Origin of the sequence: Streptomyces sp. NPDC101166, from assembly GCF_044768125.1 — a bacterium.
GTDB lineage: Bacteria > Actinomycetota > Actinomycetes > Streptomycetales > Streptomycetaceae > Streptomyces.
Genome location: NZ_JBIWPF010000004.1, coordinates 220988 through 238050, shown reverse-complemented (window position 1 = coordinate 238050; position 17063 = coordinate 220988). Strand labels below are relative to the sequence as shown.

The 17063-nt window shown below is 73.9% G+C and carries 12 protein-coding genes; 4 read left to right on the top strand and 8 right to left on the bottom strand.

Translation table 11 applies throughout. The annotated features are described in order from the left end of the window. Positions 1-43: 43 nt before the first annotated feature. Genes ACIRS4_RS09925 through ACIRS4_RS09915 form a run of 3 tightly spaced genes read right to left on the bottom strand, consistent with a single transcriptional unit; the run spans position 44 to position 3374 of the window. A complete protein-coding gene (locus ACIRS4_RS09925) occupies positions 44-568 on the bottom strand; it encodes a gluconokinase (protein ID WP_404192594.1) in 525 nt (174 codons plus the stop codon). Between the two features lie 31 nt (positions 569-599). Then, positions 600-1550 carry a cyclase family protein gene (locus tag ACIRS4_RS09920; RefSeq protein WP_404192591.1) on the bottom strand — a complete coding sequence of 317 codons (951 nt, stop codon included), beginning with the start codon at positions 1548-1550 and terminating at the stop codon, positions 600-602. Positions 1551-1553: 3 nt separating this feature from the next. Then, positions 1554-3374, bottom strand: coding sequence for a glycoside hydrolase family 15 protein (locus tag ACIRS4_RS09915; RefSeq protein WP_404192588.1), 1821 nt, complete (start codon positions 3372-3374; stop codon positions 1554-1556). Between the two features lie 264 nt (positions 3375-3638). Here ACIRS4_RS09915 and ACIRS4_RS09910 point away from each other — a divergent pair, with 264 nt between their 5' ends. Both ACIRS4_RS09910 and ACIRS4_RS09905 read left to right on the top strand, forming a co-directional pair. Continuing rightward, a complete protein-coding gene (locus ACIRS4_RS09910; RefSeq protein WP_404192585.1) occupies positions 3639-4598 on the top strand; it encodes a DUF389 domain-containing protein in 960 nt (319 codons plus the stop codon). Between the two features lie 200 nt (positions 4599-4798). Further along, positions 4799-5302: a roadblock/LC7 domain-containing protein gene (locus ACIRS4_RS09905; protein WP_404192582.1), complete on the top strand. Its 504-nt coding sequence runs from the start codon at positions 4799-4801 to the stop codon at positions 5300-5302. 32 nt (positions 5303-5334) lie between these two features. Here the strand turns inward: ACIRS4_RS09905 and ACIRS4_RS09900 are convergent, their stop codons facing one another. Next, on the bottom strand, positions 5335-5928 hold the full coding sequence (locus tag ACIRS4_RS09900) for a hypothetical protein (RefSeq protein ID WP_404192579.1): 594 nt from the start codon (positions 5926-5928) through the stop codon (positions 5335-5337). A gap of 188 nt (positions 5929-6116) precedes the next feature. Here ACIRS4_RS09900 and ACIRS4_RS09895 point away from each other — a divergent pair, with 188 nt between their 5' ends. Further along, positions 6117-8183 carry a protein kinase gene (locus ACIRS4_RS09895; protein ID WP_404192577.1) on the top strand — a complete coding sequence of 689 codons (2067 nt, stop codon included), beginning with the start codon at positions 6117-6119 and terminating at the stop codon, positions 8181-8183. A 63-nt stretch (positions 8184-8246) separates the two neighbouring features. Here the strand turns inward: ACIRS4_RS09895 and ACIRS4_RS09890 are convergent, their stop codons facing one another. The 3 genes from ACIRS4_RS09890 to ACIRS4_RS09880 form a co-directional block, all read right to left on the bottom strand. Continuing rightward, positions 8247-9611 carry an FAD-dependent oxidoreductase gene (locus ACIRS4_RS09890; RefSeq protein WP_404192574.1) on the bottom strand — a complete coding sequence of 455 codons (1365 nt, stop codon included), beginning with the start codon at positions 9609-9611 and terminating at the stop codon, positions 8247-8249. Between the two features lie 113 nt (positions 9612-9724). Next, positions 9725-12418 carry a SpoIIE family protein phosphatase gene (locus ACIRS4_RS09885; protein WP_404192571.1) on the bottom strand — a complete coding sequence of 898 codons (2694 nt, stop codon included), beginning with the start codon at positions 12416-12418 and terminating at the stop codon, positions 9725-9727. A gap of 269 nt (positions 12419-12687) precedes the next feature. Then, positions 12688-15237: a SpoIIE family protein phosphatase gene (locus ACIRS4_RS09880; protein ID WP_404192568.1), complete on the bottom strand. Its 2550-nt coding sequence runs from the start codon at positions 15235-15237 to the stop codon at positions 12688-12690. A 152-nt stretch (positions 15238-15389) separates the two neighbouring features. On the opposite strand from ACIRS4_RS09880, the gene ACIRS4_RS09875 reads away from it, so the two are divergent. Continuing rightward, the gene (locus ACIRS4_RS09875) at positions 15390-16235 is read left to right on the top strand and encodes a DUF72 domain-containing protein (protein ID WP_404192565.1); all 846 of its coding nucleotides are present in this window, start codon (positions 15390-15392) and stop codon (positions 16233-16235) included. Positions 16236-16338: 103 nt separating this feature from the next. Here the strand turns inward: ACIRS4_RS09875 and ACIRS4_RS09870 are convergent, their stop codons facing one another. Further along, positions 16339-17031 (bottom strand): lipoprotein, encoded by a 693-nt coding sequence (locus tag ACIRS4_RS09870; RefSeq protein ID WP_404192562.1) that lies wholly within the window; start codon positions 17029-17031, stop codon positions 16339-16341. Positions 17032-17063 lie beyond the last annotated feature (32 nt).

The following is a 17063-nucleotide window of genomic DNA, read 5'->3' as shown; positions in this document are numbered from 1 at the left end:
GAGGTGGGGATCGGCGACTCGGGAGCACCGGCCGGTCGACGCCTCAACCGCTGTCCGGCACCCGTTCCGCCGCCTCCTGGACCATGGTCCGCGGGGTCGCCGTCGCATCGACGGTGAGTCCCGCCTCGTCCGGTTGCAGCGGCTCCAGATCGGTGTACTGGGAGTCCTCCAGCGCGGGGGGCATGAAGTGGCCCACGCGTGCGGCGACCCGGCGGGCGGCGGACGCCCGGTCGAGCGCCAGGTGCAGGAACCACACGCCCGCGCCCGCCCTGCGCAACACATCGCGGTAGTCGCGCTTGAGAGCCGAGCACGCCATCACTCCGCCCCGGCCGGAGTCCGTCGCCTCCCGGATCCAGTCGGCGAGGGCCGTCAGCCAGGGCCGGCGGTCCTCGTCGTCGAGCGGACGGCCCGCGGCCATCTTGGCCCGGTTCGCCGCCGGGTGGAGGTCGTCCGCCTCCAGGAAGGGCAGCCCCAGCCGCTGCGCCAGCAGCCGGCCCACGGTGGACTTGCCCGAGCCCGAGACCCCCATGACCACGACGACGGTGGGCGCCGCGCGAGCTGTCCCCATGACATGTCACCTGCCCCAGGTCCGCGGGACCTCACAGGACGGCGATCGGGTTGACCGGCGAGCCGGTGGCGTGCGGCAGCCGCAGCGGAGCGACGACGCAGAGGAACGACCAGCGCCCCTGCGCCGCGCAGACCGGCGCCAGGTCCTCGAACTGCAGCCAGTCCAGCAGCAGCAGACCCATGGCGTGGATCGCGAGCACATGCACGGGGAAGCCGACGCCCTCGGCGCAGCTCGGCGCGGTGTCGTTGTTCCCGTCGCTCCCGAGCACGGCGACCCGGCGGTCGGCCAGGAACTCCAGCGCGGACGGATGCAGGCCCGCCCGCGCCTCGGTCGCCTGCCACGCGCCCAGCTCGTCCCGGCGCCGGCGATGGCCGACCCGGACGAACAGCAGGTCTCCCTCGCGCACTTGGACGCCCTGGGCGCTCTCGGCCGAGCCGAGGTCGTCGGCCGTCACATGTTCTCCCGGTTCGAGCCACGGCACGCCGCGCAGCCGCGGGACGTCCAGCAGCACGCCACGTCCGACGATCCCGTCGTGAACCGTGTCGATCGAGAGCGCGTCCGCGCCGTCCGCCGTGACGGTGTGCGCGCTCACGCCGCCGTGCAGTGTGCCGTCGTAGACCACATGGCACAGCGCGTCGACATGGCTGTCGGCGTCCCCGTGCACGTTCATCGCGAAGCGGTCCATGGCGAAGTGGAGCCCGCTCGCGGCCTCGCCGTGCTGCCGCGGCCACGCGCTCATCCGGTGCTCGGCGGGTTCCGGATCGTCGGGGCCGGACTCGGTCTGCACCGGCGCGGCCAGCGTGACCGTCCGGCCTGTGCGCACCTCGCGGGCGGCGGCCAGCACCCGGGCAGGGGTGAGCGCCGCCAGAGCGCCCCGCTCGCCCCCGGCCCAGGCGGCGCGAGCGGCCAGCCGTCGGTACAGCACGTCGAACTCGGCTGAGGACAGGCGGGGTCGATCCGTCGGACCGGCTCGGGTGGCCATGGGTCAGCGTCCGTTCACCGCGTCGAGCGCCTTGTCGAGGGTGATGGCGGCCTGGATGAGGGAGAGATGGGTGAACGCCTGTGGGAAGTTGCCCAGTTGCTCACCGGACGGGCCGATCTCCTCGGCGAACAGGCCGACATGGTTGGCGTAGGTCTGCATCTTCTCGAAGGTGTAGCGGGCCTGGTTCAGCCGCCCGGCCCGGGCCAGCGCGTCGACGTAGAGGAAGGTGCACAGACTGAACGTGCCCTCGGAACCGCGCAGTCCGTCCGGTGACGCGGCCGGGTCGTAGCGGTAGACGAGGCTGTCGGAGACGAGTCTGCGGTCCATCGCGTCGAGCGTGGAGAGCCAGGTCGTGTCCCGGGGGGCGATGAACCCGACGCTCGGCATGAGGAGCAGCGAGGCGTCCAGGACGTCGTCGTCGTAGTGCTGGACGAAGGCGCGTTCCCTCTCACTCCAACCGCGTTCCATGACCTGGTCGAAGACGGCGTCCCTCGCCGCCCGCCACCGGTCCACGTTCGCGGGCCTTCGCGACATCTCGGCCAGCCGCAGCCCGTGGTCGAAGGCGACCCAGGACATCACCCTGCTGTAGGTGAAGTCCTTGCGGCCGCCGCGGGTCTCCCAGATGCCCTCGTCCGGCCGGTCCCAGGCGTCGGCGAGCCAGTCGAGCACCCTGGCGACCGTGCGCCATCCCGCCGCGCTGGCCTGCTGGGCGAGCTCGCCGCCCTGGGCCACCGCGTAGAGGGCCTCACCGTAGATGTCCAACTGGAGCTGGTCGGCGGCGCCGTTGCCGATGCGGACGGGCGCGGAGCCGCGGTAGCCCTCGAAGTGGTCGAGCGTCTCCTCCGGCAGGTCGGGGTTGCCGTCGATCCGGTACATCGTCTGCAGCGGCTCCTCCTCCTTGCCCTCGCGCTCGCGCAGCCGGTCCACCAGCCAGTGGACGAAGGCGATGGCCTCGTCGGCGAAGCCGAGATCCAGCATCGCCCGCACGGACAGCGCCCCGTCGCGGACCCAGGTGTACCGGTAGTCCCAGTTGCGCTCGCCGCCGACCTGTTCGGGCAGGCCCATGGTGGCCGCCGCGACCAGCGCGCCGGTGGGAGCGTAGGTGAGGAGCTTGAGGGTGATGGCCGAGCGGTGGACCAGCTCGGGCCAACGGCCCCGGTAGCGGGACTGGCGCAGCCAGTCCCGCCAGAACTGCGCGACTTGCGTGAAGTGGCCGGTCAGTTCGTCGACCGTGACGGCCTCGGGCGCCTCTCCGCCGGAGGCGCAGACGGTGAACACGGCGCCGCCCGACTCGCCGGCGCTCAGTCTCACCCGGCCGCGCACGTCCTGGCCGTCGCGTTCCAGCGGGAAGGTGCACTGCAGGTGCCCGTCGATGCCGTGGGTGCGGAACACCGCTTCTGCGTCCCGCAGTTCGAGCTCGTGCTCGGCCCGGCCGTACTCGAAACGCGGCCGGCATTCGAGGGTGAACTCGACGGTCCCCCTCACCACGCGGACCAGACGGACCAGGGTGTGCCGGTCGGTGGCGGTGCGGCTCTCGCTCAGAGGCATGAAGTCGAGCACCTCGCCCACGCCGTCCGGGGACAGGAACCGGGTGACCAGGACCGCGGTGTCGGGATAGTAGAGCTGCTTGCAGGTGCCCTCGGGGTGTTCGGGGGCGAGCCGGAGATATCCGCCGCGGTCGTGGTCGAGCAGGGCGGCGAAGACGCTGGGGGAGTCGAACCGGGGAGCGGCGAACCAGTCGACGACGCCCTGCGACGACACGAGGGCGGCCGTCTGCAAGTCGCCCACCAGGCCGTGGTCGGCGATCGGAGGATAGCGGTCCATGGATGCTCCGGAACCTTGTGGGGAGCCCCCTGCCTCCACTATCAGCCACCCCTGTCACGCCTGCCACATCGAAGGCACGGTGCGCCCGCGTCGGCGCGACGTCCGGCCGGGCCGCCGAGTCCGGCGCGCGCCGCTCGGTTTGCCGGTGTCGCCCCGGCGGGGGTTACTGGCTGTGGCCGGCCGGGCCGGGGGAGGGGCCGGCCAGGTACACGCGTACGCGCCGAGGAGTCTCGGCCGCAAACGGCCACAGCAGGGAGATCGTGCATGCGGATGATCCACCTCCGGCTGGTGAGCCCTCCTGATCTCGCGCCCCGGGCGGCCAGTCTGCTCAGCGGCGATCCCTTCGTGTTCAACCTGGTGGTCCACCCCGCGTCGGCACGACATCCCGACGGCGACGCGGTCGAGTGCGACGTCCTGTCGGGCGGGGCCAACGCCGTACTGCGCGGACTGCGCGAACTCGGTCTCCACCACCGCGGGTCCATCGTCATCGAACCGGTGGAGATCGCCTTCTCCGGCGTCGCCGCCGAGGTGGAGCGGCGGCAGCTGGGCGCGCTCGCGCACGCGCCCGTCTGGGAGGAGGTCGAAGCGCGCATCCGCTCGGAAGGCGTCTACGGGCCGAGCTTCTACGTCTACCTGGTCATCGCGGGCGTCCTCGCGGCGGTGGGGATTCTCACCAACTCCCAGATCCTCATCGTCGCGGCCATGGTGGTGGGACCGGAGTACGGGGCCATCACCTGCGTCGCCCTGGCCGTCGACCGAGGCGACGCGAAGAGGGCCCGGCAGGGGCTGTCGGCGCTGACCTCGGGGTTCCTCATGGCAGTGACGGTGACGTTCGCGTTCTCGTGGGCGGTCCGGGCCCTCGACCTCCAGCCCAAGGCGTTCGAACTGGGCATCCGGCCGGTCTCCACGCTCATCGACGCCCCGGACGTCTTCTCGGTCGTCGTCGCGGTTCTGGCCGGCGTCGTCGGCATCATGTCGCTGACCCAGGTCAGGTCGAGCGCGCTGCTCGGCGTGTTCATCTCGATCACGACCATCCCCGCCGCCGCCGACATCGGCGTGTCCTGCGCCTTCTCGAGCTGGAGCGACGCACGCGGTTCCCTCGCCCAACTCCTGCTCAACATCCTTCTGTTGATCGCGACAGGTGTGCTGACGCTCAGGTTCCAGCGGGTGGTCTGGCGGCACATCAGCCGCCGTCGGGCACGCTCCGGCGCACGCGTGCGCTGAGCGCGGCCCGCCGAGCCGGGGCCGGCTGTGCGGTGCGTGCGATTTTTCCGGAGGAAAATGCCAAAGGCGTCACCTGCGCACCGTACTTTCCGTAACCTCGGGGTCACGCTCTCGGTACGGCTGTGCGGTCTCGTGGCGCGGTGTGCCGTCGGGGCGGTGGCTGTCGTGGTCGTCGGCAACGCGCCGAAAGGAGACTGGGCATGGCCGTCGAGGCCGAGGTCCTGAACGAACTGAACCGGCTGCGCACGCGTATGCCTCAGCTGACGGGAGCGCTGGCGGCCAGCGTCGACGGCCTCGTCCTCGCCCAGGACATGCCGGGCGGGCAGCCCGAGAGCCTCGCCGCCCTCACCGCGGCGGCGCTCGGCGTCGGGTACCGGATGGTGGACCTCACGGCTCGCGGCGAGTTCTGCGAACTGCTGGTGCGCGGGGCGGGAGGTTACGTCGCCACGTACGCGGCCGGCCCCTCCGCAGTGTTGACCCTGCTCGCCGACGACCGCGCCAACGTCGGCCGCCTGCACCTGGAGGGCCGGCGCAGCGGAGCCCACATCGCAGGGCTGATGGCGGCCCGGCTCGCGCCCGGCCGTCCCGCACCGCCGCAGGATCCCCCCGCGGTCACCCCGTTACGGGCCCTGGGCGCGTTACCGGTGCGCATCCCGCGTCAGTTCCGCGTCCAACGGGGGCCGGAGCACGGCGGATCGGCCTGAACCCAACAAGACTCCGCCCGGCCCGCCCGCCGTCAGGACTCGCGGCCCCTGCGCCGGGTGGCGCCCCGCCGCCTGGCAGGAGGCCGCTCCAGACCCGCGCCGGACGTCGGACCCGCCGCCGGCGCGCTGAAACCGCCCGGCACCAGACGCGGCGGCGCGGCCGCGGAGGAGTCGGACGACACCGCCGGCTGTTCGGCCGGCGCCCGCCGTCCAGGCCCCGCCCCCGCCTCCTCCCGCGGCGGCGCCGCCCGGCCGAGCACACGCGTGTGCGTCATCAACGGGGCGCACGCCGAGCACACTTCGCTGAGCGTCCACACCTGGCCCACCGCCGGGTTGTGCCGCAACACCAGCACCACCGAGCCCGCGCACGCGACCCGCACGCCCTCGTGCAGCGCGCACCGCTCGCGGCGGCACCAGCAGGCGGCGTCGTGGCGCACCGCCGCCGCCTTCGCGTGCGCGGCGGCATGGGCCTCGGCGAAACGGCGCAGGGCGGTGAGATCGCGGGAGCGCGGCGGCATCGAGCACGCCGACGAGCAGGTGACCGACGCGGTGCGGTCCCGGTGCCCGACCACGCGGATCGTCCAGGAGCGCCCGGGACGGCGGGCTGACGGGGCTTCAGGATGCATGAGAGCCAAGACCACATGTCCTTCGTGGGAGGCGAGCAGACGGGAAGGTGAGGCACCCGGACTGGTTCCGGCACGGTCCGCCGGGAGTGACCCCGTTCACAGCATGCCCGTGCCCCGGCATACCATTCGCGCCCTGCTCCCTCTGGCCGACGCGCCCGTCCACACGGCATACCCCTAAGCTCCCCCCTATGAGCACAGGGGGTCAGGACAGACGTGTGGTCGACGGCCGGTTCGAGCTGGTCGAGCGGCTCGGCGGCGGGGGCATGGGCGTGGTGTGGCGCGCCCGCGACCTGGCGTTGCACCGCGACGTCGCGGTGAAGGAGGTACGGCCCCAGGATCCCGCGCTGGCCGCGTACGACCTCGAGGGGGCGCGTGTCCTGCGCGAGCGCGTCCTGAGGGAGGCTCGCGCGCTGGCGCGCGTCCATCACCCGAACGTCGTGACGATCCACCACATCGTCGACGGCGGCGAGGGAACCTGCCCGTGGCTCGTGATGGAGCTGGTGACCGGTGGTTCGCTCCAGGACCGCCTGGAACAGGGCACGTTGACCGCCGTCGAGGCCGCACGGCTCGGCCGCGAGCTGCTGTCCGCGCTGCGCGCCGCGCACGCCGTCGGCATCGAGCACCGTGACGTCAAGCCGGCCAATGTGCTGCTCCGGCCCGACGGCCGGCCCGTCCTCACCGACTTCGGCATCGCCGCCGTACGCGAGTTCACCGGCCTCACCGCCACCGGCGCCGTCATCGGCTCACCCGACTTCATGGCTCCCGAGCGGGTCAGCGGCAAGGAAGGCGGTCCGGCGGCCGACCTGTGGTCGCTGGGCATGCTGCTCTACGTCGCCGTCGAGGGCCACCATCCGCTGCGCCGCGCGAGCACCCTGGCCACACTGGCCGCCGTACTCGGCGAGGACGTGCCGGCCCCGCGCCGCGCCGGCCCTCTGACCGACGTCCTCACCGCCCTCCTCGTCAGAGACCCGCACCGCCGCCCCGACGCCGACCGGGTCGACCACATGCTGACCACCGCGGCGAAAGCAGAGCCGCCCCGCCCCAGCGCCCCCGCGGCACCCCCGGCCTCCGCCTTCGGCGCGACCCCGGTCTCCGCCGCTGGCGCACCTCCGGCGTCCGCCGCTGGCGTACCCCCGGCTTCCGGCCTTGGTGCCTCCCCGGCCTCCGCCTTCGGTGCGACCCCGGTCTCCGGCGCTGGCGCACCTCCGGCGTCCGCCCTCGGCGCGGCCCCGGTCTCCGCCGCTGGCGCACGCCCGGCTTCCGGCCTTGGTGCGACGCCGGCTACCGCCTTCGGCGCACCCCCGGCGTCCGCCGCTGGCGTACCCCCGGCCTCCGCCCTCGGTGCGACCCCGGCCTCCGCCCTCGGCGCGACCCCGGCGTCCGCCCCCGGCGCACCCCCGGCCCCCGTCCCCGGCGTGACCTCCTACCCGCTCGCGCCGCCCACCTCCGGTCCGCTTCCGGCGGGGGCCGCTCCCGCCTCGTGGTACCCGCTGGCGCCCTCGCACCCCGGCGCGCCCTGGGGCGGCGCCGGCGGCAGGGCCGTCGGCCCGGTGGCCCGGCCCGCGAGGTCGCGCCGGGGACGGGCGGTGGGGGCGAGCGCGGCCGTCGTCGGCGCGGCGCTCGCCGGTGTGCTCGTGTACGCGCTGCTGCCCTTCCCGGACGGGCGGGACGACCGCACCGCCGGGACGGACTCGTCCGCCGACGCCGGCGCCGGGCGCACGGCCTCGCGCGCCCCCAAGGCGGCGGCCACACCCGGCGCGGCGAACGCCGACGGGACCGACGACGAGGGCGAGGTCCACCTCCTCACCGCCGACGGCCTGCGCACCACCGTGGCGAAGCTGACCGACGCCATGGGCGGCGGCAAGGTCACCAGTCTCATCGTCTACGACGAGTACGCCCTGGCCGACGCCCCCGTGCAGGGCCGCCCGAAGCTCTACGACCGGTACACCTACCGCGGCGGCGACGTGGCAGTGAAGGACGGGCCCGGCGGCACCGTCATGAACGGCGACATCCCCGTCGACCTGGCCGCGTTCGACTGGGACGCGCTGGCCGCGCTGCTGGACAAGGCGGGCCGCACGCTGAACGTGCCCCGGCCGGTCCAGCGCTATCTGCTGCTCGACCCCGGTTCCACCGTCTTCGACTCCGACCCGAAGGTGGGCGTCTACGTCTCGGACGACTACGGCAGCGCCTACCTGTCGGCCGACGTCCACGGCAAGGTCATCGAGAAACACCCGCGCGAGGACGGCGGCGGCTGAGCCGCACACGAGAAGGGGTCCACAGGCGACTGCCCGCGGACCCCTCGACCTCGGCGTACCGGCTTACGCGCCGCTCTCCCGCAGCATGTCCTCACGCTCGACGATCTTCACGCGCTCGCGGCCCTGCGGCTCGCCCAGCGCCTTCTCCGCGGCGTCCAGCTTGTACCAGCCCTCCCAGGTGGTGAAGCGGACGCCACGCTCGGCGAGGAACGCGTCCACGGCCTCCGGCTCGGGCGAACCGGGGGTCTGCAGACGGTCGCCCGCGAAGTCGGCCAGCAGGTTCGACACCGTCTCGTTGGCGTCGCCCTTGGTGTGGCCGATCAGTCCGACCGGGCCGCGCCGGATCCAGCCGGTGACGTACACCGACTGCAGGTGCGCACCGCTCTCCTCGATGACGCGGCCGCCCTCGTCCGGGACCGTGCCCGAGTCGAGGTCCCAGGGCAGCTTGGGCAGCTTCTCGGAGAGGTAGCCGACCGCGCGGTAGACCGCGCTGACATCCCAGTCCTTGAACTCGCCGGTGCCCTTGACGTTGCCGGTGCCGTCCAGGACGGTGCGCTCGGTGCGCAGGCCGACGACCTTGCCGTCCTCCCCGAGGATCTCCGTGGGCGACTCGAAGAAGTGCAGGAACAGCTTGTGCGGGCGCTCGCCGACGTCACGGATCGCCCAGTTCTCCAGCGTCTTGGCGACCATGTCGGCCTGCTTGTTGCCGCGCCGGGTCTGGATCGAGCCCTCGTCGTAGTCGATGTCCTCAGGGTCGACGATGACCTCGATGTTGGGGGAGTGGTCCAGCTCCCGCAGCTCCATCGGGGAGAACTTCGCCTGCGCCGGGCCACGGCGGCCGAAGACATGGATCTCCAGCGCCTTGTTGGCCTTCAGGCCCTCGTGGACGTTGGCCGGGATCTCGGTGGGCAGCAGCTCGTCCGCCGTCTTGGCCAGGACGCGGGCCACGTCGAGCGCGACGTTGCCGACGCCGAGGACGGCGACCTTCTCCGCCTCCAGCGGCCAGGTGCGCGGCACGTCCGGGTGGCCGTCGTACCAGGAGACGAAGTCGGCCGCGCCGTAGGAGCCGTCCAGCTCGACGCCCGGGATCGGCAGGTCGCGGTCGGCCATCGCGCCGGTCGAGAAGATCACGGCGTCGTAGAAGGCGCGCAGATCGTCCAGGTTGACGTCGGTGCCGTAGTCGACGTTGCCGAAGAGGCGGATCTGCGGCTTGTCGAGCACCTGGTGCAGGGCGGTGATGATGCCCTTGATCCGGGGGTGGTCCGGGGCCACGCCGTAGCGGATCAGTCCGAACGGGGCCGGCATCCGCTCGAAGAGGTCGATGGACACACCGGGCTCGGCGGCCACATCGGACTTGAGCAGCGCGTCGGCGGCGTAGATCCCGGCGGGGCCGGCTCCGACGATGGCTACCCGCAGGGGGCGGGGCATGATCAGGTTCCCTTCGAGCGGCGACAGATCGACTCGGGGGAAGCCTAAACTGAGGCATACCTTACCCGGTACGGGGGTCCGGTCTATGGACTCATAAACATCACTTATGACCTTCAGGGCAGCGGCTGCTCCGCCCAGATCACCTTGCCCTCAGGGGTGTAGCGCGTGCCCCAGCGGTCGGTGAGCTGGGCGACCAGGAACAGACCCCGGCCCCCCTCGTCCGTCATCGCCGCGTACCGAAGATGGGGCGAGGTGTTGCTGCTGTCGGAGACCTCGCAGATCAGCGTTCGGTCCCGCAGCAGACGTACCCCGACCGGACCGCCGCCGTAGCGGATCGCGTTGGTGACCAGCTCGCTCAGGATCAGCTCCGTGGTGAACGACAGCTCCTCGAGCTCCCACCGCGCCAGCTGCCGCGCCACCGCCGCCCGCACCTCGCCCACCGCCGCGGGGTCCATCGGGACCTCCCACTCGGCGACCCGGTCCGCGCCCAGCGCCCGGGTCCGGGCGACGATCAGCGCGATGTCGTCGTTCGGGCGGGCCGGCAGCAGCGACTCCAGGACCGCCCGGCAGGTCTCCTCCGGGGAGCCGTCGGCCCGCCCCAGCGCGGTGCGCAGCCGCTCCAGACCCGTGTCGATGTCCTGCCCCCGGTCCTCCACCAGCCCGTCGGTGTAGAGCACCAGCCGGCTGCCCTCCGCCAGCTCCAGCTCGGCCGTCTCGAACGGCAGTCCGCCCAGCCCGAGCGGCAGACCGGCCGGCACGTCCGGATACTCCACCCGCCCGTCCGGATGCACCAGCGCCGGCGGCGGATGCCCGGCGCGGGCCAGGGAGCACCGCCGCGACACCGGGTCGTAGATGGCGTACAGGCAGGTCGCGCCGGTGACCGGTGCGGCGCCGCCGTCCGTCGTCTCGTCCTGGTCGATCCGCGCCACCAGCTCGTCCAGCAGCCCGAGCAGCTCCTCCGGCGCGAGGTCCAGGGAGGAGAAGTTGTGCACGGCGGTGCGCAGCCGGCCCATGGTGGCCGCCGCGTGCAGCCCGTGCCCGACGACGTCCCCCACCACGAGCGCGACCCGTGCGCCGGACAGCGGCAGCACATCGAACCAGTCCCCGCCGACGCCGGCCTGCGCCGGCAGATAGCGGTACGCGATGTCCAGCGCGCCCTGCTCAGGCAGGCTGCGCGGCAGCAGACTGCGCTGGAGCGTGACGGCCATGCCGTGCTCCCGCGTGAAACGGCGTGCGTTGTCGATGGACACGGCCGCGCGCGCCACCAGCTCCTCCGCGAGGACGACCTCCTCCGGGTCGAACGGCGCGGGCCGCTCCGACCGCCAGAAGCTGACCACGCCCAGCACCAGCGATCCCGCCCGCACCGGCACCGTGATCAGCGAGTGGATGCCGAACTCCACGACCTGCTCGGTCCGCTCCAGGTCCTGCGCCCGCCAGCCCGGCGCCTGGGTGAGCCGCGCCTCCAGCACGGGCCGCCCGGAGAGCAGGGTGCGCGCCTGCGGGGCGCTGTCGACGAACCGGATCCGCTCACCCACCGCGTACAGCGGAGCGCCCTTGCGGACCGCGCTCATCGCCGAGCGCCGCAGCGTGGCCCGCGCGTCCGGCTCCTCGCCCTCCAGCACGGCGTCGAAGAGGTCCACCGTCGCGAAGTCGGCGAACCTCGGCACGGCCAGCTCCGCCAGCTCCTCCGCCGTGCGGGACACGTCCAGACTGGTCCCGACGGTCACCCCGGCCGCGTACAGCAGATCCAGGCGCTCGCGGGTCGCCTCCGCCCGGCCCGACAGGGCGCGCAGCTCGGTGGAGTCGCGCAGCGTGGCGACGCTGCCGGCCGGACCGCCCGCCACGTCGGTGGGCCGCTGGTTGATCGCCAGCAGCCGGTCCCCGACCAGGCGCACCTCGTCGGTGACCGTCCGCCCGGAGGCGAGCAGGGCGGCCATGTCCGCGTCCAGGCCCAGGGCGAGGACGCTGCGGCGCTCGGCGTCCGGCGGCAGGTTCAGCAGGCGGTGCGCCTCGTCGTTGGCGAGCAGCAGATCGCCCTCCCCGCCGACGATGATGACCCCTTCGCGTACGGCGTGCAGGACCGCGTCGTGATGCTCGTACATGCGGGTCATCTCCCGCGGGCCCAGGCCGTGGGTCTGCCGCAGCAGCCGGCGGCTGACCAGGGCGGTGCCGCCCATGGCCAGGGCGAGGGCGACGCCCGCGGTGGTCAGCACCAGGGGCAGCTGGCGGTCGGCGTTGCCGCCGACCCGGGCCGTGGTGATGCCGGCGGACACCAGGCCCACGACCTTGCCGTCCGGCCCCTTCACCGGCACCACCGCCTGCACGAGCCGGCCGATCGTCCCGTCGATCTCCTCGACGATCGTGCCGCCCTCCTGCGCCGCTTTCAGCGACCCCACGAACTTCTTGCCGATGCGGTCCGGCTTGGGGTGCGTGTAGCGGATGCCGTCGGTGCTCATCACGACGATGAAGTCGACGTCCGCCGCCTCGCGCGCCGCCTCGGCGCGCGGCTGCAGCAGGACCGTGGGATGAGGACTGCGCAACGCGGCGACGATGCCGGGCGAGTTGGCGAAGGTCTCGGCCACGGCGAGGGAGCGGTTGCGGGCCTCCTGCGTGGTGTCGTGCCGCGCCTGGAGCACCAGCGCGACCACCGCCGCCACGACGAGCAGCAGGACGACGACCACCTGCAGGACGAACACCTGCGCGGCGAGACTGCGTCGCCCGAGCGCGGTCTCCGGCGCGCGCCGCCCCTTCGGGTCCCGGGGACGACGGGCCGGCCGGGCATCCGATCGCCCCAGGAGTCGGACCATGTGCCATGTCTACACTGCCCGGCCGGATGAGGCGAGGGGCGTTACGCAGGGTGAAGGACCGCGGCCCGCCCGGCCGCCCCGCGCGGGCCGCGGGCCAGGGGCGGTTTGCGCGGGTGGGTGCGGGTTGCGCGGGCAGCGAGCTGTGTACGGCGGGGCGTTTCCCGGGTGGTCGTGGTCGCCTCGTGCGGATGAGGGTGATCTTGTGCGGGCCCCGACGGGGTTCGCGCGGGCGCCGGCGCGGGTGGTGCGCGGGCGGCTCGGGTGGGCGGTCATGCGGAGTGCGGCGGGAGGCGGGTGGCCAGAAGAAGGGCTATGTCGTCCGGGCGGTCGGGGGTTCGGCGCGGGGCCGCCGTGAGGCGGTCGGCCACCTCGGCCAGAGGACGGCCGGGGGCGCCGGCGGCGGAGAGGGCCGAGCGCAGCTCCGTGACGCCGTCGTCGATGTCCTGGCCGGGACGCTCCACCAGCCCGTCCGTGTACAGGGCGAGGATCGCGCCGGGATCCAGCCGCAGTTCCGTCACCGGGTAGTGCGCTCGCGGGTCCACCCCGAGGACGACGCCGCCCCGCAGGTCCACGACCTCCGTGCGGCCGTCGGCGTGGCGCAGCAACGGCAGCGGATGCCCGGCGCGGACCGCCCGCGCCACACCGGTGGCGGGGTCGAGACGGACGTAGCAGCAACTGGCGAACTGGCCGGGATCGAGGTCGATGAGGAGCAGGTTGGTGCCGCCCATCACCTCCTCCGGAGGCCGGTCACCCAATGCGAACGCCCGTACAGCGCTACGCAGTTGGCCCATGGTGGCCGCCGCCTGCACCCCGTGGCCCTGTACGTCCCCGATGACCAGGGCGAGCCCGTCGCCCGCCTCCACGACGTCGTACCAGTCCCCGCCCACCTCCATGCCCTCCGTGCCGGCCAGGTAGCGGCCCGCGGTCTCCACGCGCGCGTGCTGCGACAGCCGCCGGGGGAGCAGCGCCTGCTGGAGACCGCGGGCGAGGGCGGCCTCGGTGTCGTAGCGCTGGGCCTTCTCCATCGCGTGCGCGATCAGACCGGCCAGCGCGGTCAGGACCGTGCGCTCCTCGGAGCCGAAGCTGCGCGGGCGGTCGAAGCCGAGGATGCACGAGCCGACCGGGCGGCCCGAGGCGATCAGCGGCAGGAAGGCGCGGGCGCCGACCTCCGCGTCCAGCGGGATGCCCGGGTAGGCGTCGGCCAGTTGACCCATCGAGTCGAAGAACAGCGGCCGCCCGGTGGTCAGCGTCTCCACGCCGGGCAGCCGCGCGTCCAGGCCCACGCCCTCGAACGGGGCGAGGAACCCCTCGGGGAAGCCGGTCTCCCACGCCAGGTACAGATGCCGTTCCTGGAGCAGGTAGATGGCCAGCCGGCGGCCGCCGAACGCGGGCAGCAGCTCCTGCATGACCACCGCCGACACCTGCCGGGCGGTCACCGCCTCGGTCAGCGCGATGGCCAGCACGATCGGGCGGTACGCCGGCGCCGTCGAGGCGGCAGCGTCCGGCGCCGGGATGTCGACCTCGGCGTCGGCCGCCGCACCGGTGACCACTCCGGCCGCCGCTGCGGTCGCGGGCCGCCGCGGGTCGTGCGGCACGCGGTTGGCCGGGACGGCGGTGCAGGTCAGCAGGTCCGGCCCGGGATAGACGGCCATGCTCAGCCAGTCGCCCTCGTACGGCCGTGGACCGGACCGCGCGCCGGCGTCGCCGGCCCCCGCGGGAGGGGGTGGCCGGCGGATGTGGAAGTGCACCGCCCCCGGCGACAGCAGCGCACCGCGCAGATGCTCCTCGCAGGCCGGCTGGCCCAGCCAGGGCACGGCGTCCCACAGGGACCGGCCCAGCATCCGGGCCCGCTCCACGCCCAGCAGGTGCGCGGCGCGCGCGTTGGCGTAGACGACCAGCCCGAGCCGGTCCAGGCAGAAGACCCCCTCGGGCAGCAGGTCGGCCGCCCCGTCGGCGAGCGCGCCGGGGCCCGGGTCGACGAGGACGCCCCTGACCGGCGTGGGCGCGTTCGACGGGGGCGCCCACAGCTGGAGCAGCCGCACGCCCCCGTCGGCGGTGCGCACCTGGACCGGCTGGGGCGGTGGTCTTCCCCGCGCGGCCTCGCGCAGCAGCCCCGGCAGCCGGTGGGCGTCCATCGGGTCCACGGCACGGGACAGGGCGCTCAGGGTGTCCGGCGGCCGGTCCGGCGCGAGGCCCAGCAGGACACGCGCGGCTTCGTCGGTGGTGACGGCGTCGCCCACCGGGTCCCACGCGAGGCGCCCCACCCGCCCCGGCACCGGGCCGGCGGCCGGCGGCCGCACGCACAGCGGCTCGTCGTCCCAGGTCACGGCGCTGCCCTCGGCCCGCGACCGCAGCAGGTCCGCCCCCAGGGAGCCGGCCACCCGGGCGAGCCGCTCACGCTGCTCCTGGACCTCCCCGGCGTCGGAGGCCGCCGGCCGCAGGACGGTCATCACCCCGAAGGCGTGGCCCCCCGCCACGACCGGCACGTTGAGCGTCCCGAACTGGAACGGCAGTCCCGCCGCGAACTGCGGATACCGGCGCATCGCCTCGGTGGCGTTGGCGAGCACCACCGGCGTGCCCAGCCGGTGCGCGTCGGCCACCGGGAACGGCCGCTCCACATGCACCCGCCACCAGGGACGGAACAACGGCCCGGGCAGCCCAGTGAGGACCGCCAGCCGCAGCATGTGCGGGCTGCGGGAACACAGGTACACGCCCGCGGCGTATCCTTCCGCGGCACGCAGGGCGTCCGCCACCACCTCGGCCAGCCGAGCGGCCGACAGCACGGGCGGCTCCCGCTCGTCCCCGGCGCTCGCAGTCATCGCCACCTCGTCCCTGCGTCGCCCCGCGGGCGACACAGCAAGAATGCGCCACATCGACGGCGGCGCGCATCCCGGTGCGCGGCCGACGCCCCTGAGGGGTTCTGCACCATGCCCGTCCGTCTGCGCGCGGCCGGCCGGGGTAACCGCCCGCCATGGGTGAGATATTGATCGGCTCCTGCTCCTGGACGGATCGCGCGCTGGTCGGCAGCGGCTGGTATCCGGCCGGGCGACGGGACGCGGAGGGACGGTTACGGCACTACGCCGAGCGCTTCCCGGTCGTCGAGGTGGACGCCACGTACTACGCCCTGCCATCCGAGCGCACCAGCCGACTGTGGACGGAGCGCACCCCCGACGGGTTCGTGTTCGACGTGAAGGCCTTCTCCCTGCTGACCGGTCACCCCACCCGGTCCGCCGTCCTGCCCGCCGGGCTGCCCGGCGACGCGCGCGACCCGAGGACGCTGGACGAGGTGTGGCGGCGGTTCGCCGACGGCATCCGGCCGCTGCGGGAAGCGGGGCGGCTCGGCGCCGTCCTCTTCCAGTTCCCGCCCTGGCTGCGGCCCGGCGTCCGGGCGCGCGAGATCCTCGACCAGTGTGCCGCGCGCACGGCGGGCTGGCCGGTCAGCGTCGAGTTCCGCCACCCGGACTGGTGGCGCGGCGAGCAGCAGGCCGAGACGGCCGAGCTGCTGCGCTCGTACGGGTTCGCCGCCGTCGCCGTCGACATGGAGCCGTCGCTGCCCTCGGCGATCCCGCCCGTCACCCCGGTCACCTCCGGCCGGCTGTCGGTCGTGCGGTTCCACGGCCGCAGCCGTGCCTGGGGGACGGGCAGCAAGGAGGACCGCTTCCGGCACGAGTACACCGACGACGAGCTGCGCGAGTGGGTTCCCAGGGTGCGGGCGCTGGCCGCGCGGGCCGAACGGGTGCACGCGCTGTTCAACAACTGCTGCGCCGACGCGGCCGTACGGGCGGCCATGCGGATGAGGGAGCTGCTCGGCCGCTGAGGGGCGCCCGATCGGCCGGGAGTCGCGTCGGCGGATGTCCGCGGGAGCGGCAGTGCCTCCGAGACGCCGGCCGGCTGGGCCCCCGGCCGCGTCGGCCGTTCCGTCAGGCCGTCGGCTTCAGCGTGCTCTTGGCGAGTGCGAACGCCGGGAGCATCGCCTCGTGCTCCCCGGTGTCCAGACCGCCGAGGTGCAGGACGACCGGGCCGTCGGGCGTGGTCACGGCGAGAGCCCGCTCCTTCTTGGACTCCTCCATGATCTTGTTGTAGGTGATGAACTCGACCTCCGCGCCGCTCAGTCCGCTCGCCTTGAACGCGCTGTAGCGGGCCTTGCCGGCGTTGGGCTCGGCGGCGACGAACTGCTCCAGCACGGTGCGCGCGTCGGCGCGGCCCGGCTTGCCGGTCCAGACCCGCAGGTAACCGATGTTCCCGGCGGGCTTGGCGTCGATCTCGCAGGCCATGGTGACCGGCCCCTGGTGCAGGAGCGCGTCGGCGAGTTCGTCGGTCAGCGCGTTGCCCGTGTCGCCCTTCTGGTCGGCGGCGGAGACAGCCTTCGCCTTCCACGCCTTCGCCGTGTCGAAGGTGACGGGCAGCTCACAGGCGGAACCGTCCGCGCCCACGCTGGCACCGCTCACCGCCGCGGCCGGCCCCGCAGCCGGCGACTTCGCCGCCGCCGAGGCCCCGGCGGACACCTCACTCCCGGCCGAGTCCTTCCCCTCCTCGCCGCATCCCGTCGTCAACCCCGTCAGCACGGCGACCACTGCCAGCCCCCGCAACCCGTTCCCCACCCCGAAGCGCACCGCTGTGCCTCCTCTCGATACCGGCGGAGCAC